Consider the following 23,423-nt stretch of genomic DNA (forward strand, 5'->3'; position numbering starts at 1 on the left):
TGACTTCCAACTGCAGACCTGTCTGTTGCATGCGACGATAGGGTACAGGAATTTTCCACTTCAGATATTGGCGCAGCGCGCGGGCTGTCCTACGAAAACAAGCCCTTCAAAGGAGCCGCGATGCTTGTCTATGTCGCCACATGGCCGCGCTGTGGAAATGCCCTCACTCGCAGTTTGTTATTCCTGAACTTCCGCCTGTTGACGGCAAACGGCTACGCTTCGGACAAGCCGCGGCCCGACCGGTTCCGGCCCGAGTATTTCGGTGATTTCGTCCGGTACTATCAGGACCACCGCCCGCCCTATCTTGGCTTGCAGGACGATGCGCTTGAGCGGCTGAAAGACAATCCGGACCTGCGCCGCGATTGCGCTGCTCTCAGCGAGGTTTTCTTCGTCAAAACCCATGAGCATCCACCCGAGGACCCGATTGACGGCGAAGCCTATATCTGCATGACGCGGCACCCGGTCCGCGCTGTGGCATCGTTCCTGAAGCTCCGCCCCGGTCATGATCTGAATTCGGTGATTGAAGGCGCCTATGCTGGCGGGCGCTATGATGATTGGCACAAGGCATGGGAGGCATCTGACCTGCCCAATGTCACAGTGCGCTATGAGGACGTCATCACCGATCCGGCCCTCCTCATACGGCCGGTCAGCAAACTCATTGACCGCCCTGCCCCCGATATCATCCAAGACATGCCCATGGAGGCGAGCAAGGAGAAGAACCCTGACCGCAATCCGGGCCTGCTGCTGGATGGCTGGCGCGACATCCTGACTGACGATGAGGTACGCCAGGTCTGGGCGGAACTGGGTGAGACCGCCTCCCGGTATGGCTATCGTGAGCTTATCCCTGCTGCGCCTGCAGCGGACGAGGAAGACAATTCACAGGAACAGGATGAACGGCCCCTATCGAAGTGGCGGCGCCTCTTTCGATAGAGCGCCCGGCGAGCCGGGCCCCACCCCGCGTGCGGGGAGGCGGCGCTGGTCGCGGGCTGTGAGAAGTATCGTCGTGATGGGGTCGCCGAGGGTTGAAGCTTCACTGGCCTGATGCGTTCCGCCTCGGCCTGTGGTTCGACTTCGCTCACCATGCGGCCGCGTGAGACGTCAGAGAAGGCCCGCATGGCCTCCTCCTGAGCCTGTCGAAGGAAGCGACGTCGGACCACGCAGGTTTGATGACTCGTTGCTTCATCCTTCGACAGGCTCAGGATGAGGTCGGATGGGGTGGATGATGTGGGACATGTCCCCTCCCCGCGTGCGGGGAGGGTCAGGGTGGGGCTTGCGCTACCCTTCCAGCTTGTCCTGCGTCTTCGTGTCGAAGTCGCTGGCGTCGTGGCGTTCGCGCAGTTGTGAGCTTGGGTCGCCGAAGGTGCGGTTGACCATGCGGCCGCGTTTGACGGCTTCGCGTTCGGCGAGCTGGTCGGTCCAGCGGATGACGTTCTTGTATTCGTGGACCTGCAGGAACTCGCCAGCCTCATAGATGATACCCTTGGCGAGGGCGCCATACCATGGCCAGATGGCCATGTCGGCGATGGAGTATTCGTCGCCCGCCATGAATTCGCGGTCCGCGAGGTTGCGGTCGAGCACGTCCATCTGGCGCTTTGCCTCCATCGCAAAACGGTCAATGGCGTATTCGATCTTGAACGGCGCATAGGCGTAGAAGTGGCCAAAGCCGCCGCCGAGATAAGGCGCTGAGCCCATCTGCCAGAACAGCCAGTTCATCGCTTCTGTGCGCTTGTGGTGATCTTCGGGCAGGAAGGCGCCAAACTTGTTGGCGAGATACAGCAGGATCGAGCCGCTTTCGAAGACGCGCGTGACCGGGTCGGTCGTATGGTCGGCCATGACCGGGATCTTGGAGTTCGGGTTGAGGTCGACATAGCCAGAGCTGAACTGGTCACCCTCACCGATATTGATCAGCCAGGCATCATATTCTGCGCCCGTGTGACCGGCGGCCAGCAGCTCTTCCAGCATGATCGTGACTTTGACGCCGTTCGGCGTGCCGAGCGAATAGAGCTGGATCGGGTGCTTGCCGACAGGCAGGGTCTTGTCATGCGTTGGGCCAGCAATCGGGCGGTTGATCTTGGCAAAACGACCGCCGCTTTCCTTGTCCCAGGTCCAGACTTTCGGGGGGGTGTAGGTGTTGTCGCTCATTGGCTGTTCCTTCCTCGCTTTATGCGAACTTGTCGCACAGGGAGGTAGGAGGCGCCATGGCCCGTTCAATCAGAACACGCGATTGTAATCGGACTGTTCAGCTTTTCTCAGCGTTGAGAATGGCGGTGAGGCCTTCGCGATAGGTCGGGTATTGCGGGCGCCAGCCAGTTGCCGCTTTCAGCTTTGCGTTCGGCACGCGCTTGCATTCGGAATAGAAGCTGCGGGCCATGGCGCTGGCATCAGCCTCATCCAGGGTGACGTGTTCTGGCCGTTTCACGCCGATCAGATCTGCAGCGAAATCCATGACGGTTTCAGGCGGGGCCGGTTCATCGTCACAGAGATTGAAGACGCCAGCGAGGTGCGGGTGTTCGATGAGAGCCATGAGGCCGCTTGCAAGATCCTCCACATGGATACGTGAAAAGATCTGGCCGGGTTTGACCATCTGTTCGTCCTTGCCAGAGCGCAGGCGGTCTATCGGTGAGCGGCCCGGCCCATAGATGCCCGGCAGGCGGATGAGGCGGGCATCAGGGCGCACGTTGAGCCATTGGCTCTCTGCAAGCTCTCTTCTCTCACCGCGCTTTGAGCCCGGATTGGCGGGCAGCCATTCAAAGGCCCATCCGCCATCAAGGTCGCCATAGACGCCGGTGGTGGAGAGGTAGGTGACGGAGGCGGCGCTTGACGCATACGCGCCTGCGAGATCAAAGCCGGGGCAGCCTTCGTCGCCCGGCGGGGTAGAGATGAGGAGGTGCGCATCCTTTGCAGCCGCCTCGATGGCATCGGCATCATCGGTCATGACCGGCTCTATGCCGTCCTTGCGCAGGGCATCGGCTTTGTCGGCGCTGCGGGCGGTGCCGAGGACCGTCCAGCCACCTTCCGCCTTGCAGATCGCGGCGAGTTCGCGCGCTGAATAGCCCGGCCCGATCAGGAAAAGCTTGCGTGAAACAACTGTCATTTGCGGCCTGTCGTCCTGCCCATTACTCAAGAGCCTCAGATTAGAGTTCGGGGACCAGATTCCAATTGTCAGCCTTCATTGCCCTTCTCATCGCCGCGCTTCCGGTGGCGCAATCATCGACTGCAGACATTGTGCGCGCAGAGCGCGAACGCCTGAATGAGTGTCTCGCACTCGCTGACGACGACGCCGAATTGGCGCTGGAGGAAAGCCTTGCCTGGATTGGAGAAGGCGCGCGCCCGGCGGCGCGTTATTGCAACGCCATAGCGCTGATTGGCCTTGGGGAGTACCGCGATGCGGCAGTCCGACTTGAAGAGCTGGCCAATGCGCCGGACGCAGGCGGGCTGGGTGACCGCGCGGTGTATCTGGCCCAGTCGGGCAATGCCTGGCTGGTCGCTGGCTATCCGGACGCCGCCATTGTTGCGCTGACCAATTCGCTGAAGATTGAACCTCAGGACCCCGGCGTCCTGACCGACAGGGCGGCTGCCTATCTTGGCACTGACCAGTATGAGCTGGCGCAGGCCGATCTTGATGAGGCGCTGGCGCTGGTGCCGAACTCTGTCGATGCGCTGCAGATGCGCGCGCAGCTTTTCCTCGAGAATGGCGACTACGACGCGGCGGAGGACGACATCAACCGCGCGCTTCTGCTCGACCGGGAGAATATCAACACGCTGGTCCTGCGGGGCGATATCCGCGAGGCCAAACGGCTAGCCGCTGAAGGATAGGCAGCTTGGTGGGGGCCTTGCCATTGCATCTGGTCGGGCGCAGCTGGCCAGTGCTGGCATCGGTGGGCGTCAATGCGGCGCTGATCGCCGTGCTTCTCAGCTTCCCGACCGAGACATTCGAAGGCGATGATGGCGCGCCGGACTTCATTCCGGTTGAGCTGGTCGGGCTACCGCCTGAGCTGGCTAAAGCCGAGCCCGAACCCCTTCCAGATGCCCCAGCGGCGGTTGAGGCCGAAGACCTGGCGCCCCCTGCGCCGAGCCCTGCGCCCTTACCGCAGACGGCTCCCCGTAGCGCCGTCCAGTCCCCGATCATCGCGCGGGCTGATGAGGCGGTCGAGGCCGATGCCATGACAGGGACAGGGGCAAGCGATGCGCCGGAGATGGACCTTCCGGTTTTTGCGCCGCCAGCCGCGCGGGCAGAAACCGCGCTGCAGGCGCTTGCCTGCGCGCGCCTGGGGCGGGAGAGGCCTGCATGGTGCGACGAAGGTGCGGGCAGTGATGTGATCGAAGTAGCGGCGCCTCCCGGCTTTGCCGAGAGGCCGCAGATTGCGCCGAAGGAATGGGCCGATCTGGATATACCGGTGCGGGAACGCTGGTGTTCGGACGCTGATGGCGTCATTACAGACGTCGTGGTGGAGAATGACAGCCCGTTCCTTCAGGGAGCGGGGTCGATGGCCGGGTCACTTGCCATCAGTTCGGCAGAGCGCTGCTAGGGCGTCCTAGAGGACGCAGTTCGCCAGCCCGTCATTGGCAACCACACGCAGGCGCGATTGAAGGGTGCCTGCGCGGCCGCTGACATAGTTGCCGGGCGGGTCGACGCGCCATTCATGCGGGTTGGGGAGGACGGCGGCCAGCAGGGCAGCCTCGCGCTCTGTCAGCTCGCTCGCATGTTTGCCGAAGCGTACGCGGGCGGCAGCTTCAGCGCCGAAGATGCCGTCGCCCCATTCAATCGTGTTGAGGTATTGCTCCATCACGCGGCGCTTGCCCCAGATTCCGTCGATGAAGATGGCAAACCATGCTTCGCCGCCCTTGCGGACAAAGCCGCCGCCATTCCAGAAGAAGGTGTTCTTGGCGGTCTGCTGGGTGATGGTCGAGGCGCCGCGCTGGGAGCGGCCCCGACGGCGCTCTTCCAGGGCCTGGCCGACCGCTTCGAAGTCGATCCCGTCATGCTCACAGAAGCGGGCATCCTCAGCGGCGATGACGGCGTAGACGAGGTTTGGCGAAATCTCTTCAAGCGGAACGATGACGCGCCGGAAATCCTCACCCTCGATGATGCGCTGGCCCATCAGAATGGTGCCCGGCACAGGCGCCCATTTCAGCGCGAGGGTGTAGAGGTGTACCAGCACGAAGAGGGCGGCGAGGATTTTGAGGATGCGCAGCGTCCAGCGAAGGACGGGCCCGCGCGAGGATTGGCTCATGCCGGTGTCTTTTGCCATTCGGCGCTCACTTCCTCATCCATCTCTGTTGCCTCGCGCGCGGCCTTTTCCGCTGCAAAGCGGGCGGTATCAAGGCAGGCGAGCGCCCAGATCGCCGCGCCGCGCACAATCGCCGCCTCGTCATCAAGGTGCGGGATGACGGACGGCTCCACCAGCGCGGCGTCGTTGCTGTTTCCGATGGCTATAAGGACGTTGCGGAGCATACGGTTCCGCCCGATGCGCTTGATCGGTGAGCCGGAGAAGACCTCGCGGAAGGCCGCGTCGTCCAGCGCGGCGAGGTCTGAAAGCTCTGGCAGCTTCAGCTCTGGCCGGGCCCAGAGCTTGGTCTCAGCCGAGCGGCTGGCGAACTTGTTCCACGGGCAGATGGCGAGACAGTCGTCGCAGCCATAGATGCGATTGCCCATCGCGGCGCGAAACTCGACCGGGATGTGGCCCGCGTTCTCGATGGTGAGGTAGGAGATGCAGCGGCGCGCATCGAGCTGGTAAGGCGCGGTGATCGCCTGCGTCGGGCAGACATCGATGCAGGAGCGGCATGAGCCGCAATGGTCGGCCTCGGGGGCGTCCGGCGTCAGGTCTGCGTCGGTCAGGATGGAGCCGAGGAAGAGCCAGTTGCCGAACTCGCGGCTGAGGAGGTTGGTGTGCTTGCCCTGCCAGCCAAGACCGGCGCGCGCGGCCAGCGGCTTCTCCATCAGCGGTGCGGTGTCGACGAAGACTTTCACTTCGGCGCCAGCCTTCTCGACGAAGGCGCGGGCGAGCTGTTTCAGGCGCTTCTTGATGAGGTCGTGATAGTCGCCGCCGCGCGCATAGACAGAGATGTTGCCGTTGGAGGTCTGCTCCAGCGCCTTCATCGGATCGGTTTCGGGGCCGTAATTGACCGACAGCATGATGCCGGAGCGGGCATTCTCCCACATGTTTGTCGGGTGCTTGCGCCGCTCAAGGGTGGCTTCCATCCACGCCATGTCGCCGTGGCGGCCATCCTCCACCCATTCAGCGAGGCGGTCCCCGACCGGCCAGTCTTCATCGGCGCGGCAGATGCGGCAGTCTGAGAAGCCAAGCGCCAGCGCCTCATCCTTCAGCCAGGCTTCGAGCGTGGTGGCGGCGCCTGCCATCTAGAAGTCTAGGTCGGCATAGTGGCGCGGCGGGCGCGTTCCCTCCACCTTGTCAGCAAGAAGCGGCCGGAAGGACGGACGCGACTTCATCCGGGCGTACCACTGTTTAAGGTCAGGCGTGAGATCCCACGGGACATCGCCGAAATAGTCGTAGGCCGAGAGGTGCGCGGCCATGGAGAGGTCAGCAAGGCTGAGCGTGCGGCCCGCCATATAGGTGCGCACACCGGCAAGACCTTCGAGGAAGCCAAGCTTGCTTTTGAGCGCATGGATGCCTTCGCGCAGCTTTGTGGTGTCAGACTGTTTGGAGCGGCGTACCCACTGGTTCTCACGCTCTGCCAGAAGGGAGCGGTTCACTTCGGCAAAAGACGTCTCGCTCCACTGCCAGAGGCGGCGCACTTCGGCGCGGTCCCTCGCCAGCAGCGGCATCAGGCGCGGTGCAGCGTCCGTGTCCTCGATATATTCGAGAATGGCATGCGTGCCGGAGGCGATGATCTTCTGCTCTCCCGCAGCATCGAGAAAGACAGGCAGGTCGCTGCCGGGCGGGAGGTTCGCAAGCTCACTGATCGTCGCGCCGGGCCAGGTGATTTTGGCGTCGAAAGTAATCTTCTTTTCTTCAAGGGCCAGCCGAACGGTTCTGCACCCCGGATCGAGCGGCCAGTGCCAGAGACGTTTCATGAAGTTTCCTTTCTGGATACGTTCATTCCAGTTCAGACCTTTTCTCTGCAACGACTTTGCGCGATCAGTAGCGCCGACCAACGCCCTTTTAATTCTGCCCGGAGAATCGTGCATGTCGCTTAACAGGTTCAAAACGTCCATCCTAGTAACTGCCGCCAGCCTTGCGCTGCTTGCCGCATGTGGACCGGGCGAGCGTGGCCAATCGGGCGAGACCACCACCGCCGAGAATGAGCCCGTTCGGCTTGAAACCCCGCCTGCCGGCCAGCTGCCAGAAGGCGTTCGCCCGACGGCCTATCGCCTGAACCTTGTCACCGACCCGGCGCAGGATGGCTTCACCGGCACGGCAGAAATCGACATCCGCCTCGATGAGCCGCATGCCCGCATCTGGCTGCACTCGCTGGACCAGACGATCAACAGCGCCATCGTGCGCCTTGATGATGGCACCGAAATCGAAGGAACGTTTGAGGGCAGCCTTGCTGATGGCGGCGTGTCCAAGATCGACTTTGCCGAGCCTGTCCCGGCTGGCAATTCGACGCTGATCCTCGACTATCGCGCGCCTTACAATTTCGGTCTCGCAGGCCTCTACAAGGCGACGCAGAACGGGCGCCCATATCTTGCGACCCAGATGGAGCCTATCGATGCGCGCCGCATGTTCCCGGGCTTCGACGAGCCGCGCTTCAAGACGCCGTGGACGCTGACGGTGACCGCCCCAACGGGCAATCAGGTCATCACCAATGCGCCGCTGACCGGCACGACGCAGCTTGATGGCGGTATGGTTCGCCATTCCTTTGCCACGACCCGCGAAATCCAGTCCTACCTCGTCGCGCTAGCCGTTGGCCCATACGACATGCGCGAAGGCGCGCCGCTTCCGGCCAATTCCCTGCGCGCCAAGCAGGTGCCATTCCGCGGCTTTGCCCCGGCAGGCAAGGGCGACCAACTTCAGGTCGCCATGAACATCACCGATGAGATGGTCGACCAGCAGGAAACCTATTTCAACTATCCATACCCGTACGCAAAACTGGACCTCATCGCGGTGCCGGACTTTGCCTATGGCGCCATGGAGAATGCCGGCGCGATCATCTACCGCGAGAGCGCGCTGCTTATCTCTGACCGCACGCCGGTCGACCGCCAGCGCGGTATCCTGACCACGCATGCGCACGAGCTTGCCCACCAGTGGTTCGGCAACCTCGTCACCCCGGAATGGTGGAATGATATCTGGCTCAATGAGGCGTTCGCCACATGGATGAGCTACAAGACCATGGACGAGATCTATCCGGACCAGGGTTTTGACCGCGCCACCCAGCGCCGCGGCATTGCAGCAATGGGCGCAGACAGCCTGAAGAATGCGCGCCAGATCCGTAACCCGATCGAGCGCAATGCGGACATCAATGACGCCTTCGACGGCATCACATATTCAAAGGGCGGCCACGTCCTTTCGATGTTCGAATCCTATCTGGGCGTTGAAGAATTTCGTGAAGGCATCCGCCTGCACATGAAGCGCTTTGAAGACGACGCCGCCGATGTCGATGACTTCATGCAATCGGTTGCCGAAGGCAGCGGCGACAATGGCGTGGTTGAGAGCTTCCGCTCTTTCATCTTCCAGCCGGGCATCCCTTACCTCAACGTCGAGACCACCTGTAACGAGGACGAGACCGGCCTCATCACTGTGACCCAGCAGCGCTATGCGCCGCTCGGCTCCGAGATCAATCCGGATGGCCAGACCTGGCAGGTGCCTTTCTCGATGCGTGTCGAAGGCCCGGCAGGCGACCAGACGGTTCGCCGCATGCTGACCGGCAAGACAACGGAGTTCCCGCTTGAAGCAGGCTGCGCCGAATGGGTCATGCCGAATGCGGCGGGCGGCTATTGGCGCTTCAACCTCTCTGACGAGAACTGGAGCGCGCTGACGGAGAATTTCGACACGCTGACGGCGCAGGAACAGCTTTCCCTACTAGATAGCGTCTCGGCCGCTTTCCGTGCAGGCGACGCGCCCGCACCGGCCCTGCTGGATGCGCTGGCAGCTGGCGCGCAAGGCGAATGGGATGTCGCCCTTCAGTCGATCAGCATTGCGCAGGGCCTCTATGGCAGCCTGCCTGAAGACGACCGTGGAGATATGACAGATTGGGTCGAAGAGACCTACCGTCCTGTCTATGAGGCGCTTAAGGCCCGTGAAGACAGCCTCGGTCAGGACGAGACGCTGCTTCTCTCTGATCTCTATGTCGGCCTTCTCGAGATGGGCGACATGGATGAAGAGCGCAGCGAACTCGCAGACCGCGCGGCCCGCCTTGTCGGCGTCGAGGGCGAGGCAGATCCGTCTGCCGTTTCGCCTGAAGAGTTCGCAGCTGCGATGAAGTATGGCGCCATCAATGGCGGCGAAGCCTTCTATGAGGCCGCCCTCGACTATGCCCGTAACACGAATGATCAGCGTGAACGTCGCATCGTTCTGGCTGTGCTGGCGCAGAATGTCAGCGAGGCTGAGCTAGAAGCCCTCTATGAGGAAGTCGGCGGTGATGACTGGCAGGGCCAGGAAGCGTGGTCTGTGATGCAGCAATCGCTGGGTAATGATGCCAACCGCGAACAGGCCTGGGCGCTTTACCAGGCGAACTTCAACGACTTCATCACCCGCACGCCTGAAATCAGAAAGGCGCAGTCAGCCGGTGCTGTGGCGTCCTTCTGTGAAGCTGAGGCGATTGCCGAAGCGAAGAATTTCTTCGTGACGAATGCAGACCTCATTCCGGGCTATGAGCGCTCTCTCGCGCAGGCTGAGGAAGCGGCAAACCTCTGCTCAGCCTTCCGCAGCGAGAAGGTCAGCGAGCTTTCCGCAGCGCTCAGCGGCGATAGCGAGGAGTAAAAACGGCCCTGCCCTTCGCACCTGCAGCGTGCGAAGGGCACTGGCCCCGGCCTTCCGACGCAGATAGAAGCGGGCTTTGAACGAGCCAATCAGGAGCTTCGACATGTCGGACGCCGGTCAAAACGCCACCCCGCCCATTGGCGAGGTGCGACTGGAAGATATCCTTCAGAACTTCCGCGAAACTGCCGAGACCGAACACCTTTCCTTCCTGTCTGACAAAGACATCGAAGCGCAGGCCGCCAGCCTGGCAGAACTCTCCGCGAGCTATGACGGCGAGGCAGCGAGCATCCGGGTCCGCGACGGGCGCGGCAATGATGACCGGCTGACCGGCACAAGCGTGCTGGAAACGGTGACCCGCGACACGCCATTTCTGGTCGACTCGCTGCTGGGCCTCTGCGCCGAACAGGGCCTTGAGGTCCGCGCGCTGTTCCACCCGATCCTGACGACGAGCGAGGGCGTGCGCCTGTCGCTGATCCAGATTCATGTGCCGGCACTCAGCGCCGCTGAATGCAAGACGCTGAAGGATGGCGCGGACGCGACGCTGCGCGATGTGGCCATGGCGGTCGCCGACTTTGGCGAGATGCAGGCGCGCATGCAGGGCGAGATCGAGCGGCTGGAAAATGATCCGTCCTGTGCGAACGAGACGTGCAAGGAAGCAATCGCCTTCCTCAACTGGCTTGCAGATGAGCATTTCGTCTTTCTGGGCGTGCGCGACTACCGTTTTGAAACCGCTGAGGACGGCACTGTGCTGCCCGAAGAGCCCCTCATGGTGGACGGCTCCAATCTGGGCCTTCTGCGCGATGAGGACCGTAACGTGCTGCGGCGAGGCTCCGAGCCGCTGATGCTGACGCCCGCCATCGGCGCGTTCCTCTCAGAGCCGGACCCGCTGATCGCTGCGAAATCGACGCTGCATTCGCGGGTGCACCGGCGCGGCCTCTGCGACTATGTCGGGGTCAAGCATTTCGACGCGAAGGGCAATGTCGTCGGCGAGACGCGCTTTCTCGGCCTGTACACTGCTGAAGCCTATAATCAGAGCGTGCGGGACATCCCGCTGGTGCGCCAGCGTGTCGCCCGCGTACTTGAGGCGACCGGCGCCATTGAAGGCAGCCACGACTATAAGGCGCTTTCCAACATCCTTGAGACCTGGCCGCGCGATGAGCTGCTGCAAGCGGATGCGGACACGCTGATCCCGCTGCTGCAGGGCGCGCTGCACCTTGTCGGACGCCCGCGCACACGCCTGTTCGTGCGCCGTGACCGGTTCAACCGCTTCGTCTCCGTGCTCGTCTTCGTGCCGCGTGATGGTTATGATTCTGGTGTGCGAGAGCGCATCAGCGCTCATGTCACCAAGGCGTTCAAGGGCAAGCTGATTTCCTTCCAGCCGCGCTTTGACGCCTCTCCGCTGGCGCGTGTGCACCTGCTGATCGAGCTGCCGGACGCGTCGGTGCAGCCCGATATCGGGCAGCTTGAGACCGATGTCGCCAATCTTGCGCGCACCTGGGACGATGCTTTCCGTGAGGCGCTGGCCGGACTTGGTGTGCCTGAAAGCGAGTTCGAGAAGGCGAACGCCTTCCGCGGCGCGTTCAATGCGGCCTATCGCGAGGCTTTCTTGCCTGCAGAAGCGCTGATTGATGTTGAGGCGATCCGTGATCTTGGCCCAGCCCGTCCAATCCGCCTGCGGGCCTTCCGGCCTGAAGGGGCGCCAGAGTCAGAGATTTCCGCGAAGATCTATTCGCGCAACGGCGCCATTGCGCTGTCGGACTGTGTGCCGATCTTTGAGAATATGGGCCTCTTCGTTGATTTCGAGACGGGCTATCCTGTCAATCCGAAACCGAAGCCTGCCGCCGATGGGCCAGACACCTATTGGGTGCACGCGCTGAAGATGCGCACGGCCGGACGCACCGCGCTCGACCCGGCAGACATTGCGGCACGATTTGAAGATGCCTTCGTCGCGATCTGGGATGGGCGGGCAGAGAATGACCGCTTCAATGGTCTTGTGTTTACCGCGTCTGCGACATGGCGCGAGGCGGCGCTGCTGCGCACGCTGTGTGCCTATCGCCACCAGACAGGTCTCGACCCGGCGCGGGGCACGCAGATCGACGCCCTGCAGCGCCATCCCGGCCTGACGCGCGCTTTGCTGGAGCTTTTCGAGATCCGCTTTGATCCGAGCACGGGCGAAGATCTTATAACGCGTGCAAAAAGGGCCGAAGACAAGCGGCTCGACATCGAGGCGCGCCTGAATGAAGTCTCGTCGCTGGATGAGGACCGGGTGATCCGGCGCGTCGCACGGCTGATCATGGCGATCCAGCGCACCAATTTCTGGCAGACGCGGCCTGATGGCTCCTCGCACCCGTTCATCAGCTTCAAGATTGCGAGCCAGGAGATTTCAGACCTCCCGGCGCCAAAGCCATTCCGTGAGATTTTCATGGCGAGCCCGCAGGTCGAGGGCGTCCACTGCCGGTTTGGCAAGGTGGCGCGCGGCGGCCTTCGCTGGTCTGACCGGCGCGACGATTACCGCACCGAAGTGCTCGGCCTGGTGAAGGCCCAGCAGGTGAAGAATGCGGTGATTGTGCCGGTTGGCTCAAAGGGCGGGTTCTTCCCGAAGCAGATCCCAGCCACTGCCAGCCGCGAAGAACGCAATCAGGGCGGCATCGCCGCCTATCGCACCTTTATCAGCTCGCTTCTGGACCTCACCGGCAATCTGATCGACGGCAAGGTGCAACAGCCTGCCGATACGGTCGTCTGGGACGGGGATGACCCATATCTCGTTGTCGCGGCCGATAAAGGCACGGCGACCTTCTCTGACATTGCGAATGAGATCAGCCTCGAGCATGGCTTCTGGCTGGGCGACGCGTTCGCCTCTGGTGGCTCAGCTGGCTATGACCACAAGAAGATGGGCATCACCGCGCGCGGCGCATGGGAAGCGGTCAAACGCCACTTCCGCGAGATGGGCAAGGACATCCAGACCGAGCCGTTCACGGTCATCGGTTGCGGCGACATGTCGGGTGACGTGTTCGGCAATGGCATGCTGCTGTCGAAGCAGATCAGGCTGACGGCCGCGTTCAACCACATGCACATCTTCATCGATCCGGACCCGCAGGACCTTGAGCGCCTGTGGGACGAGCGCAAGCGGATGTTCGACCTGCCGCGTTCTTCCTGGATGGATTACGACCAGTCGCTGATCTCCGAAGGCGGCGGCATATTCGAGCGCAGCGCGAAGTCCATCCCGCTGAGCGCTCCGATGAAGAAGATGACCGGCCTCAAATCCGATGAGGCGACGCCGGATGAGCTGCTGCATGCGCTACTGAAGAGCGAGTGTGAGCTTCTCTGGTTTGGCGGCATCGGCACCTATGTGAAGGCCTCGCATGAGACCCAGGGCGATGCGGGCGACCGGGCGAATGACGCGATCCGCGTGAATGGCCGCGACCTGAAGGCCAAAGTCATTGGCGAGGGCGCGAACCTTGGCCTGACGCAGGCGGGGCGGATCGAGTTCGCGCTGCGCGGTGGGCGGATCAATACTGACGCCATCGACAATTCGGCCGGCGTCGACAGCTCTGACCATGAGGTCAACATCAAGATCCTCTGCTCTGAAGCGATGCGGCGCGGGGCACTGCCACGCGGGCAGCGCAACCATCTGCTGGCGTCGATGACCGACGATGTGGCGGCGCATGTCCTAGCCCATAACTATTCGCAGACCGGTGCGCTGAGCCTTGCCGAGGCAACTGCCGCACGGGACCACGAGGCCAATGAGCGGCTGATGTGCTATCTTGAAGGCCGCAACGTCCTCGATCGCCGCGTCGAGGGGCTACCTGCAACATCCGACATGACCGAGCGCGCGCAGAACAAGCAGTGGCTGACACGGCCAGAGCTTGCCGTGCTGCTGGCCTGGTCGAAGATCACGCTGTTTGATGACATCGTGGCATCCGACGTGCCGGATGATCCTTACTTCGTGCGCACGCTGGAAGGCTATTTCCCGAGCGAGCTACACCAGTTCGATGATGCGATGTCCGCGCACAGGCTGCGCCGTGAGATCATCGCGACGGTGCTCGCCAACCGCCTGATCGATGCAGGCGGGCCGCTCATGCTGATGCGCCTGCGGGAGCGGACCGGCGCAGAGAACGCCGAGATTTGCCGCGCTTTCGAGACGGCGGCCGTGCTGATCGGCCTGCCGGGTTTCCAGCAGGAAGTTCACCGCCTCGACAATGAGGTGCGCGCCAGCCTTCAGACAGAGCTGATGCAGATCGGGGCTGAGGCTGTAGCAGACACCGCTGCGGCGCTGATCCGGTTGGAGCCGGGCGCAGCCGTCGACGAGACGGTCAAGCGGTATCAGGGCGCGTTCCAGTCGCTGGATGAGACGCTTGAGGGCTCACTCGAAGGGTTCGAGGCGCAGCAGGCACGTAAGCGGGCGACGGCCCTTGCCAATGCCGGGCTCGACAAGGCGTTTGCCAATCGCGCGGCGTTGATGCCGCTTCGCCCGGCAGCGGTGGAGCTTCACACGCTTGCGAGCGGTCCGGATACCTCCATCGACGAGGCGCTGACCACTTATCTCAAACTGGGCGAAGCCCTGCGGCTCGACCGGCTGCGCCATGATGCGCTGAGCGGCATGGAAGGTGCCAATTACTGGGAGCGCCTCGCGACGCGCCGTCTTGTTGAGGACATCCGCCGCCATCAGGCGCAGGCGACCGCAATGGCGCTGGAAGAAGGTGGTCTGGAAAGCTGGCTGCGCGAGCATGATAGCGAGAAACGGGCGCTGGTCAGCCAGCTGTCGACGCTATCTTCAGCGAACGCAAACTTTGCCCAGTTCACGCTGGCTGCAGACGCCGTGCGCGGCTTTATGTCAGGCGCAGCAAAGCAGGATTGAGGATGAGGGGCCCAGGCGGACCCGCCAGACGGGGACGTGTCCGGCGGGCCCTACGGGCAACTCCGCAGGCTGGGTGGGGGGACGCACGCGGAGGCCCGATTAACTAGCACGAGCTATGAGATCGTACCCGTGTTCTGGCACACGCGATATATGTGAGTGCCGTTCATTTCTGCCAAGGTCAGTTGGCAGTCGTCTCTGCAGAATTCTGAGCGATGCTATCTGGTTCTCCGGTGAGTGTGCCTCCAGGGTCACCATCCGCAGATAGCAGGATCGAAATCCACCGGGTCGTTGCCGACTGCGCGCAGAGGATCATGATGAGAACCGTCAGCGGCGCAGACAGGAACATGCCTGGTATGCCCCAGATCGCACCCCAGATCGCCAGCGACAGAAGCACGACCAGCGCCGAGATATTAAGCGACTCCCCCATGATACGCGGCTGGACGAAATTGCCGATCATGAATTGCCAGAAGCTGACGGCAGCAAAGACGATGGCGGCGAAGACATAGCCATCCTGAGCGCCGCCGGGGATCCATTCCGGCACTTCCGGTTGTACCAGCGCGAACAGCATGGGCACGAAAGCGGCTACGATGGAGCCGATGGTCGGGATGTAGTTCAGAACAAAGATAAGCCCCGACAGGAAGATCGCATTCTCTACGCCAAGCGCGATGAGCGTGATGTAGGTCAGAACAGTGATCATCACGGAGATGACCGTCTGCGTCCAAAGATAGGTCTCGATCCCGCGGCGGGCGGCATGGCCGATCTTGCTGACCTGCGCGCGCGTTGCGTCGTCGTGGAAAATCCGGTCCAGCTTGGGCGCCCACGCACTCTGGGCGAGGAACAGGAAGGCGACATAGATCAGGATGATGACAAGGTCGCCTGAAAGGTCCCCCATCGCGCCAGCGATCGTTGCAAAGAAGCGCTGCCCCCGCTCATCGAAGAGAATTTCCGTCAGCGTTGGCGCCTGTCCCATATTCACTGTCTGGTAGACGTCCGCGATCAGCGTGTTGATCTTCTCCTCATACTCGCCAGCCTGATCGCTGAACTGGGCGATGCCCTGTGCCAGCAGGCCAATGAAGATGCCGAAGCCAATGAGCGTCCCTAGAATGGCGACGGCCCGGCTCATATTCTCAGACATGAATCCGACGCGGTCGCGGATAAGGCGCGTGAACCCTTCCATGATGAGGAACAGGAACACCGCCAGCGCGAAAGGCGCGAGAATGGCCCGCCCCAGATATAGCAGGGCAATGATAACCCCGATTGCAATGATCCAGAGGGCAGTGACGCCCGACCGCATGCTCATTCTGTCCTACTTTCGCTGTTCCGTCTCGCCGTTCGGCAGACGCGCCATGTGGAAATCACGCGCGAGGTGGACGCAAGGCCTGATTGCAAAAAAGACCGATCCGATCAGGAATAGCCAGGTCGCCGCCAGCTGTGTCCGGTCACTGAAAAAGAGCGCCGATCCAACGACAAAAGCGACAGCGGCAGCGGCGTCCACTGCATCGTAGAGTTTCTGGTAATTGCCAAAGACTTCACCGTGCTTGTCGGTGTGAAAGTTCATCCATTGATGGGATCGCTTGCTCATGCTCCGGCTCCTCGTGCTGTGTCAGAATGCGTGGTTTTCAGATTGGCTCCGGCACGCGCTGAGGTCAAAATTCGGGGCGCGACTTTTCGGCGACGTCCAAGCCTTTGCGGCGGCGGCGTTTACGGCTAGCTTCCGCCCCCGTGAGATCAAGGAGCGAGCGGATGGGCGACAGCATCTATATCGGTGGCGGCGGCGAAAATCAGAATGAAGCCCAACGGCTTCTGCTGAAGCAGGCGAACCGACACGGTATCGTGGCTGGCGCGACGGGCACGGGCAAGACCGTCACCCTGCAGATTATGGCTGAAGGTTTTTCCAGTGAAGGCGTGCCTGTCTTCTGCGCCGATGTGAAGGGCGACCTCTCCGGCATCGCCAAGTCTGGCAGCGAGACGTTCAAGCTGCACGAGGCCTTCACGTCCCGCGCCTCCAAGATTGGTTTCGAGGACTATAGCTATCACGATGTCCCAGCCGTCTTCTGGGACGTGTTCGCCGAGAAAGGCCATGCCGTCCGCTCCACGATCGCGGAGATGGGCCCGACGCTCCTGTCCCGCCTCATGGACCTCAGCGAGACGCAGGAAGGTGTCCTGACCGTCGCGTTCGAATATGCCGATGATGAGGGCCTGCTTCTGCTGGACCTCAAAGATCTTCAGAAGCTGCTGATCCATCTCGGCGACAAGGAAGTGCGCGAAGAGGTCTCGCTTCGTTATGGCAATGTCGCGACGGCCTCGCTGAGCGCGATCCAGCGCAACCTGTTGCGACTGGAACGTGAGGGCGCGGAGCTGTTCTTTGGAGAGCCTGCCCTCGACCTCTCCCATATCATGCGCAACGCAGATGACGGGCGCGGCATTGTGAACGTGCTGGACGCAACGCGCCTCATCAATTCGCCGAAGCTCTATTCAACCTTCCTGCTCTGGCTCCTGTCTGAGCTGTTCGAGCAGCTTCCTGAAGTGGGCGACCCGGACAAGCCGAAGCTCGTCTTCTTCTTTGATGAGGCCCACCTCCTCTTCAAGGACGCTCCGAAGGCGCTCGTCGAAAAGATCGAGCAGGTGGTGCGCCTCATCCGCTCCAAAGGGGTCGGCATCTATTTCGTGACACAGAACCCGCGCGACCTGCCTGACAGCGTCCTCGCCCAGCTTGGCAACCGTATCCAGCATGCCCTGCGCGCCTACACACCGACCGAGAGAAAAGGCGTGCGCGCCGCCGCAGAAAGCTTCCGTCCGAACCCTGCCTTCGACACCGAGGAAGTGATTACCGCGCTCGGCACCGGCGAAGCGCTGGTTTCCACGCTTGATGCGAAATCGACCCCAGGCGTGGTCCAGCGCACGCTGATCCGCCCGCCTTCCTCGCAACTGGGCCCGATAAGTGATGATGAGCGCGCAGGCATCATGTCGGCCAGCCCCGTCGCCCGTCAGTATGACAAGGTGGCTGACAGGGAGTCGGCATACGAAATCCTGAACGCCAAGGAAGAAGCCGCTGCCAAGGAGGCAGAGCGTCTTGCTGAACAAGAGGAAAAAGCCAAGCGCGAGCTGGAAAAGAAGAAGACCCGTCGCCGCTCTTCCCGCCGCCAGTCAGTTGGTGAAGCGGCGATGAAAACCGCGACACGCACGATTGCACGAGATGTCGCCCGCTATGTCCTGCGCGGCATTCTGGGCGGCATGAAGCGCCGTTGACCGCGCCCGCAACAGGTCGTCACAGAAGCGTCTTGGTAGCGTTATCAATCTGATACGAAACCGTCGCCGTACTGACGTCGATGAATGCTAACCGCCCACTCTTGTTCAAGAGGGGTGTGTTCACATGAAATTCCGGTACAGCAAGCTAGTCACGACAGCGCTGGTCAGCGCGGGTATTGCGCAGATCGCGTCGGCAGACATCCTGCGCGGTCAGGTCACTGACGCGACAGGCGAGGCGCCACTCGAAGGTGCCATTGTCCGCATTGAGGGCCTCGACCGCTCAACCACAACCGATCGGTATGGCGACTATCGCTTCACGAATATCCCGGCAGGCGACTATTCGCTGTCGGTCAGCTATATCGGCGCCGCGCCAGTTACCGAAACAGTCAGCGTCGTGAACGACACCCAGCTCGACATCCAGCTCGGCGGTGACGTGCGCTATCTCGATAACGTGCTCGTGGTTGGCTCGGCCGCCGCGCAGGCCGGCGCGATCAACCAGCAGCGTGCCTCCAACGCGATCATCAATGTGATCGACTCAGATGGCCTTGGTAACTTCCCTGATACGACGGTCGCTGACTCGCTGGCGCGCGTTCCCGGTCTCTCCATCGAGACCGACCAGGGTGAAGGCCGCTATGTCTCCATCCGCGGTATCAATACCGACCTCATCTCTGCCTCGATCAACGGCGTGCGAGCCCCGTCCCCTGAAGACCGCCGCGGCGTCCTCCTCGATGGTGTGCCATCCGACCTGCTTGACGGCATCGAAGTCCAGAAGTCGCTAACCCCTGATGTCGATGCCGACAGCCTGGGCGGCGTCATCAACCTCACCACCATCTCTGCCTTCGACCGTGATGGCCGCTTTATCCGCGCCAAGCTGGAAGGCGCCTATAATGAGATTTCGCAGGACCTCTCACCGAAAGCTACGCTGACCTATTCAGACGTGTTCGGCGACAAGCTCGGCGTGGCCGTGTCGCTGAACTATCAGGACCTGCGCATCGAGACCCACAATAACGAGGCCGATGAGTGGTCCCAGCTCGCGAATGGCGACTACTATCTCAGCGATGGCTATGAGCATCGCTGGTACGGCCTCAACCGTGAGCGCATGGGCCTCGTCGCCAACTTTGACTGGCGCCTCAATGAGACGACCGACCTCTACCTGCGCACACTGTTCAACAATTACGAAGACGATGAGGTCCGCAACGTCCTCCAGTTCCGCGACCTGAATGACGTCACGGATGAAGATGATAATGGCGACGATGTCGTTGCTGACGGCTCGCAGGTCACGCGTTTCACCGCATCGCTGCCGCTCAATGAGATGGGCGCAGAAGTTCGCGTGCGCCGTGAGGTTCGCCAGATCCAGACTGTGGCGCTTGGCGGCCAGTCCATCTGGGGCGACTGGGAAGCCGACTATGAGCTGTCCTACGCCTATGCCGAGGAAGACGACAGCGACAACCATGACGCGACCTTCCGCTATGAGGACATCCAGGACGATGTGCCGGAGAATGCAACGGTCGACTTTTTCAAGCCGGAACGCCCTGTCTGGTCCGGCGCGGCCATCCTCGACGCGATCTACGATCCGGCGAACTACAATCTCGATTCCTATGAGCGTGAGTTCACGGTCAATGAGGACACCGAGTTTGCTGGCCAGTTCAACATCTCCCGCGACAGCCTGATCGGCGACACGCCTGTCACCTGGAAAGCGGGCCTGAAAGTTCGTGACCGCGAAAAGATCCGTGATGTGAACATCCTCATCTATGAGGACAGCTCCATCAATCTGCTGAACTATGCTCGCGACAGCTTCATCGGCAATTGGCGTCTCGGCAATCAGCAGCCGACCTGGCCGGACCCGGCCCTGACCCGCACGCTGCGCAACGCGTTTGGCGCGGGCGACCTCGATGAGGAAGGCAGCTTCTTCGACTCCAATGGCGAAGACTATGAGATCGATGAGCAGATCTATGCTGGCTATGTCATGGGGACGTTCGACCTGGGCGCCCTGACGTTGGTGCCGGGTGTGCGGATCGAGCAATCGAAGATCGACCTGCGCGGCCGCGTCGTGCTGGAAGATGACCTCACCGCCTCCGTCACGAACTTCAGCAATGACTATACGAACGTCCTGCCGAGCGTGAACGCGAAGTATGAGTTCAGCGACCGCCTGATTGGCCGCGCGGCTTACTACGCCGCCGTGGTCCGTCCGGCCTTCGGTGAGATGGCGCCGTTCGTGTTCATCAATGATGACCGCGACGAAGCAGAGATCGGCAACCCAAACCTCGACGCGCTCGAAGCGAACAATTTCGACCTCGGCATCGAGTTCTACCCGACCCAGCTATCGGTTCTCTCTGCGGGCGTGTTCTACAAGGACATCTCGAACGCCATATTCCCGGCCACCTTCGACATTGGCGACGTGCCGGGCAATGTGGACCTCTCTGCCATTCCGGCTGAGTACCTCAATGGCGACGACACGGACGGCGGCGAAGTCGAGGAGGTTTCGACCTTCATCAATGTCGGCTCGAGCGAAATCTACGGCCTTGAGCTGAATTATGTGCAGGACCTTGGCGACCTTGCAGGTGCGCTTCAGGGCTTTCTCGTCTCGGCAAACCTGACGCTGACCGAGAGCGAGGCGACGCTGCCGGATGGCCGTGATGTTCGCTTCCTCAAACAGTCGGACATGATCTGGAACGTCGCGCTCGGCTATGATCGTGGCCCATGGGACCTTCGCGTCTCGGCGAACTATCGCGGCGACTATCTCGATGAGCTGGTCGAAGCCAATCTGGACCGGACGACCGACGATCGACTCCTCGTCGAGGCTTCTGCCAAGTACGACGTGAACGACAACCTCCAGATCTATCTGGAAGGCAAGAACCTCACCGATGAGCCGGAATACTATTATTTCGGCGACGAGCGCCGCCTCTCGCAATATGACGAGTTCGGCACGACAGTCGTCTTCGGCGCCCGCCTGACGTACTAGTCACTGGCAGCATGGCCAGAAGGCGGGCCGGAGCGCAAAACGCGCCTCGGCCCGCTGCTATTTCAAACGGTACCCTTCAGGAGAATTTCCGCATGACTTTCCGTATCCTTCTGCTCGCCGGCGCGGCTGCTGCGACGCTTGCTGCCTGCGCAACCGATGATGTCTGGGTCGATGACGGCATCGTGGCCCAGCCCATTGCCGCCGCCTTCGAAACCGACCCGATGCCCGGCACAGGCGACCGCGCCGACGACCCGGCGCTGTGGGTGCATGCAGGCGACGTCTCGAAAAGCCTGATCCTCGGCACGAACAAGGATGAGGGCCTGCACGTCTATGACCTTTCGGGCGCAGAGCTTCAGTTCCTCGATGTCGGTCAGGTCAACAATGTCGATGTTCGCGGCAATGTGGCTGCCGCGTCGAATGATGAATTCAACACCATTACCATGTTCAGCATCGACGCCGACACCGGCGAGGTCACGCATACCGGCGATGTGCAGACCGGCAAGGCAGAGCCTTACGGCATCTGTATGGGCGAGGTTGACGATACTGTGCTGATCATCCCGACCTACAAGGACGGCTCCATCCAGATCTGGGAGAGCACGGATGCTGGCGTCACGCTCCAGCGGAGCTTGCAGGTCGGCCAGTTCGGCCAGCTTCAGCTGGAAGGCTGCGTGGTAGACGACGCCGCAGGTATCGCCTTCATTGGCGAGGAAGAGCATGGCATCTGGAAGCTGGACCTGCGCCAGTCAGACAGCACGCCAGAAATCGTCGATACGATCGAGGCGGGCAACGGCCTCGTCGCCGATGTCGAGGGCCTGTCGCTCTGGGTTGGCGAGGGCACGGATGGCTATCTCGTCGCCTCAGCGCAGGCAGCAGACCGCTTCGTCGTCTATGACCGCGCCGCTCCGCATGCAGTGCGCGGAGTATTTACGGTTACCGAAAGCGAGGACGGCAGCGTCGATGCCGTCACCCATACGGACGGCCTTCATGTGTCGTCAGCCGCCCTGCCCGGCTATCCGCGCGGTATCGTCATCGTTCAGGACGATGCAAACCCGACATCGGAGATCGATCAGAACTTCAAGATCGCCGACTGGGCCGACATTGAAGTGGCACTTGGTCTCAACGACTGATCTGCTTGCGTCCTGCGAGGAATGAGAGGGCTGGCCGCGAGGTCGGCCCTTTTTCTTGCGCCGCCGAAGGGTCACGACTAGCGTGACGCAGTTGCCAGCAGGAGGATATCCGACGTCGTGCTTAAACCTTCTCTCAAGACATTTCTCGCCGCTGCGGCGCTCTGCGCCCTGCCTGCCCACGCCATGCCCGAAGAGAGCGAGACCGGCATGAGCGAGACCACAGACGCGGCGCTGTCGCTGTCCGACCGCTTTGCCCGCCTCGCGCTGGACTGCGTGCACCGCGAATACCCGAACAAGATCAGTCACGTCATGCAGTCCGATGAGGACGCCCGCGCGCCGCGCGAACTGACGCCTGCCTTCTATGGCTGCTTCGACTGGCACTCGTCGGTGCATGGCCACTGGCTTCTGGTGCGCACGCTGAACACCGCCCCGGACAGCACGCTCGAAGACGAGATCCGCACCAGGCTGGCGCAGAGCTTCACGCCAGAGAACATTGAAGGCGAGCTTGCCTATTATCAACGTGAGGACCGGGCCTCATTCGAGCGGCCCTACGGCATTGCGTGGTTCCTGCAGCTGATCGCGGAGCTGGAAGAGAGCAACGACCCGCAGCTTGCTGAATGGCGCGAAACGCTGCGCCCGCTCGAAGCCGAGATCGTCGCCAATACGATGGACTGGCTTCCAAAGCTCTCCTACCCGATCCGCCTCGGCACGCATAACCAGACCGCTTTCGCCTTTGGCCTGATGCTGGATTACGCCCGCACAGTCGGCGACGAGGCGCTGGAAGCGGCGCTGACGGACAAGATCCGCGGCTTCCACCTTGAGGATGTAAACTGCCCCATCGGCTATGAGCCTTCTGGCGAGGACTTCCTGTCACCATGCCTTATGGAAGCTGACCTGATGCGCCGCATTCTGGAGCCGCAGGAGTTTGCCGCATGGCTTTCAGGCTTCCTGCCGGACCTGCCAGAAGATGGCAGCGCAAACTGGCTTGCGCCTGGCGTCGTGCTTGACCCGTCCGATGGCAAGCTGGTGCATCTGGACGGGGTGAACCTGTCACGCGCTTGGGCGCTGGAGGGCATGGCGGCTGGCCTACCGGACGATGACCCAAGACGCGCTGGTCTGCTGGCCGCCGCCGAGGTTCATAAGGAAGCCGGCATCGCCGCCGTTTCGGACGAGCACTATTCAGGCAGCCACTGGCTGGCGAGCTTTGCGACCTATCTTGAAACCCGCCGCGGCCTCACTGGCGCGGGCAGGGCCGACTGAGCCTTAATTCGAATTCACAAGGGTGACGGGGCGATAGCGCTTTTAATTGCCCGCCGCGCCCCTTAGATACGTGGCAACAGACA

At 61.9% G+C, this 23,423-nt stretch carries 16 protein-coding genes; 9 read left to right on the forward strand and 7 right to left on the reverse strand.

The window, feature by feature from the left end; genetic code table 11:
- Positions 1-120 precede the first annotated feature (120 nt).
- Positions 121-930, forward strand: coding sequence for a sulfotransferase family protein (locus D1222_RS03915; protein ID WP_119452907.1), 810 nt, complete (start codon positions 121-123; stop codon positions 928-930).
- Between the two features lie 345 nt (positions 931-1,275).
- On the opposite strand, the gene yghU is transcribed toward D1222_RS03915, so the two are convergent.
- Together yghU and D1222_RS03925 are read right to left on the reverse strand one after the other, a co-directional pair.
- Entirely contained in the window at positions 1,276-2,142 is an 867-nt protein-coding gene (yghU, locus tag D1222_RS03920; RefSeq protein WP_119452908.1) for a glutathione-dependent disulfide-bond oxidoreductase, read from the reverse strand.
- Positions 2,143-2,239: 97 nt separating this feature from the next.
- Positions 2,240-3,094: a Rossmann-fold NAD(P)-binding domain-containing protein gene (locus D1222_RS03925; protein ID WP_233348501.1), complete on the reverse strand. Its 855-nt coding sequence runs from the start codon at positions 3,092-3,094 to the stop codon at positions 2,240-2,242.
- Positions 3,095-3,159: 65 nt separating this feature from the next.
- On the opposite strand from D1222_RS03925, the gene D1222_RS03930 reads away from it, so the two are divergent.
- On the forward strand, positions 3,160-3,816 hold the full coding sequence (locus D1222_RS03930; protein ID WP_119452909.1) for a tetratricopeptide repeat protein: 657 nt from the start codon (positions 3,160-3,162) through the stop codon (positions 3,814-3,816).
- Between the two features lie 17 nt (positions 3,817-3,833).
- Complete coding sequence (locus tag D1222_RS03935; RefSeq protein ID WP_147371812.1) at positions 3,834-4,529, forward strand: hypothetical protein; 696 nt, start codon at positions 3,834-3,836, stop codon at positions 4,527-4,529.
- A gap of 6 nt (positions 4,530-4,535) precedes the next feature.
- Here D1222_RS03935 and mtgA read toward each other — a convergent pair whose 3' ends face one another.
- From mtgA to D1222_RS03950, 3 genes are read right to left on the reverse strand one after another with little or no spacing between them, the layout of a single operon-like run.
- Positions 4,536-5,252, reverse strand: a complete 717-nt coding sequence (mtgA, locus tag D1222_RS03940) for a monofunctional biosynthetic peptidoglycan transglycosylase (protein ID WP_119452911.1) — start codon at positions 5,250-5,252, stop codon at positions 4,536-4,538.
- The gene (gene queG / locus D1222_RS03945; RefSeq protein ID WP_119452912.1) at positions 5,231-6,361 is read right to left on the reverse strand and encodes a tRNA epoxyqueuosine(34) reductase QueG; all 1,131 of its coding nucleotides are present in this window, start codon (positions 6,359-6,361) and stop codon (positions 5,231-5,233) included. The genes mtgA and queG overlap by 22 nt, the downstream gene beginning before the upstream one ends.
- Positions 6,362-7,036, reverse strand: a complete 675-nt coding sequence (locus tag D1222_RS03950; RefSeq protein ID WP_233348502.1) for a glutathione S-transferase family protein — start codon at positions 7,034-7,036, stop codon at positions 6,362-6,364.
- 112 nt (positions 7,037-7,148) lie between these two features.
- Here D1222_RS03950 and D1222_RS03955 point away from each other — a divergent pair, with 112 nt between their 5' ends.
- Both D1222_RS03955 and D1222_RS03960 read left to right on the forward strand, forming a co-directional pair.
- Entirely contained in the window at positions 7,149-9,884 is a 2,736-nt protein-coding gene (locus D1222_RS03955) for a M1 family metallopeptidase (protein WP_182481860.1), read from the forward strand.
- A 103-nt stretch (positions 9,885-9,987) separates the two neighbouring features.
- Positions 9,988-14,742, forward strand: a complete 4,755-nt coding sequence (locus D1222_RS03960; RefSeq protein ID WP_119452915.1) for an NAD-glutamate dehydrogenase — start codon at positions 9,988-9,990, stop codon at positions 14,740-14,742.
- 178 nt (positions 14,743-14,920) lie between these two features.
- Here D1222_RS03960 and D1222_RS03965 read toward each other — a convergent pair whose 3' ends face one another.
- Entirely contained in the window at positions 14,921-16,042 is a 1,122-nt protein-coding gene (locus D1222_RS03965; protein WP_119452916.1) for an AI-2E family transporter, read from the reverse strand.
- A gap of 6 nt (positions 16,043-16,048) precedes the next feature.
- Positions 16,049-16,324: a YrhK family protein gene (locus D1222_RS03970; RefSeq protein WP_119452917.1), complete on the reverse strand. Its 276-nt coding sequence runs from the start codon at positions 16,322-16,324 to the stop codon at positions 16,049-16,051.
- A 161-nt stretch (positions 16,325-16,485) separates the two neighbouring features.
- Here D1222_RS03970 and D1222_RS03975 point away from each other — a divergent pair, with 161 nt between their 5' ends.
- From D1222_RS03975 to D1222_RS03990, 4 genes are all read left to right on the forward strand, one after another.
- A complete protein-coding gene (locus D1222_RS03975; RefSeq protein ID WP_119452918.1) occupies positions 16,486-17,991 on the forward strand; it encodes a helicase HerA-like domain-containing protein in 1,506 nt (501 codons plus the stop codon).
- 124 nt (positions 17,992-18,115) lie between these two features.
- Positions 18,116-20,953 carry a TonB-dependent receptor gene (locus D1222_RS03980; RefSeq protein ID WP_119452919.1) on the forward strand — a complete coding sequence of 946 codons (2,838 nt, stop codon included), beginning with the start codon at positions 18,116-18,118 and terminating at the stop codon, positions 20,951-20,953.
- A gap of 92 nt (positions 20,954-21,045) precedes the next feature.
- Positions 21,046-22,080 (forward strand): phytase, encoded by a 1,035-nt coding sequence (locus D1222_RS03985; protein WP_119452920.1) that lies wholly within the window; start codon positions 21,046-21,048, stop codon positions 22,078-22,080.
- A 117-nt stretch (positions 22,081-22,197) separates the two neighbouring features.
- Complete coding sequence (locus D1222_RS03990) at positions 22,198-23,340, forward strand: DUF2891 domain-containing protein (RefSeq protein ID WP_233348503.1); 1,143 nt, start codon at positions 22,198-22,200, stop codon at positions 23,338-23,340.
- Positions 23,341-23,423: the final 83 nt, after the last annotated feature.

This window comes from Henriciella algicola (assembly GCF_003576245.1).
Classification (GTDB): domain Bacteria; phylum Pseudomonadota; class Alphaproteobacteria; order Caulobacterales; family Hyphomonadaceae; genus Henriciella; species Henriciella algicola.

Bases quoted from the DNA above. Each gene is read 5' to 3' on its own strand.
- D1222_RS03915 (WP_119452907.1), top strand. From the start codon at position 121: ATGCTTGTCTATGTCGCCACATGGCCGCGCTGTGGAAATGCCCTCACT.
- yghU (WP_119452908.1), bottom strand. From the start codon at position 2,142: ATGAGCGACAACACCTACACCCCCCCGAAAGTCTGGACCTGGGACAAG.
- D1222_RS03925 (WP_233348501.1), bottom strand. From the start codon at position 3,094: ATGACAGTTGTTTCACGCAAGCTTTTCCTGATCGGGCCGGGCTATTCA.
- mtgA (WP_119452911.1), bottom strand. From the start codon at position 5,252: ATGGCAAAAGACACCGGCATGAGCCAATCCTCGCGCGGGCCCGTCCTT.
- queG (WP_119452912.1), bottom strand. From the start codon at position 6,361: ATGGCAGGCGCCGCCACCACGCTCGAAGCCTGGCTGAAGGATGAGGCG.
- D1222_RS03950 (WP_233348502.1), bottom strand. From the start codon at position 7,036: ATGAAACGTCTCTGGCACTGGCCGCTCGATCCGGGGTGCAGAACCGTT.
- D1222_RS03955 (WP_182481860.1), top strand. From the start codon at position 7,149: ATGTCGCTTAACAGGTTCAAAACGTCCATCCTAGTAACTGCCGCCAGC.
- D1222_RS03960 (WP_119452915.1), top strand. From the start codon at position 9,988: ATGTCGGACGCCGGTCAAAACGCCACCCCGCCCATTGGCGAGGTGCGA.
- D1222_RS03965 (WP_119452916.1), bottom strand. From the start codon at position 16,042: ATGAGCATGCGGTCGGGCGTCACTGCCCTCTGGATCATTGCAATCGGG.
- D1222_RS03970 (WP_119452917.1), bottom strand. From the start codon at position 16,324: ATGAGCAAGCGATCCCATCAATGGATGAACTTTCACACCGACAAGCAC.
- D1222_RS03975 (WP_119452918.1), top strand. From the start codon at position 16,486: ATGGGCGACAGCATCTATATCGGTGGCGGCGGCGAAAATCAGAATGAA.
- D1222_RS03980 (WP_119452919.1), top strand. From the start codon at position 18,116: ATGAAATTCCGGTACAGCAAGCTAGTCACGACAGCGCTGGTCAGCGCG.
- D1222_RS03985 (WP_119452920.1), top strand. From the start codon at position 21,046: ATGACTTTCCGTATCCTTCTGCTCGCCGGCGCGGCTGCTGCGACGCTT.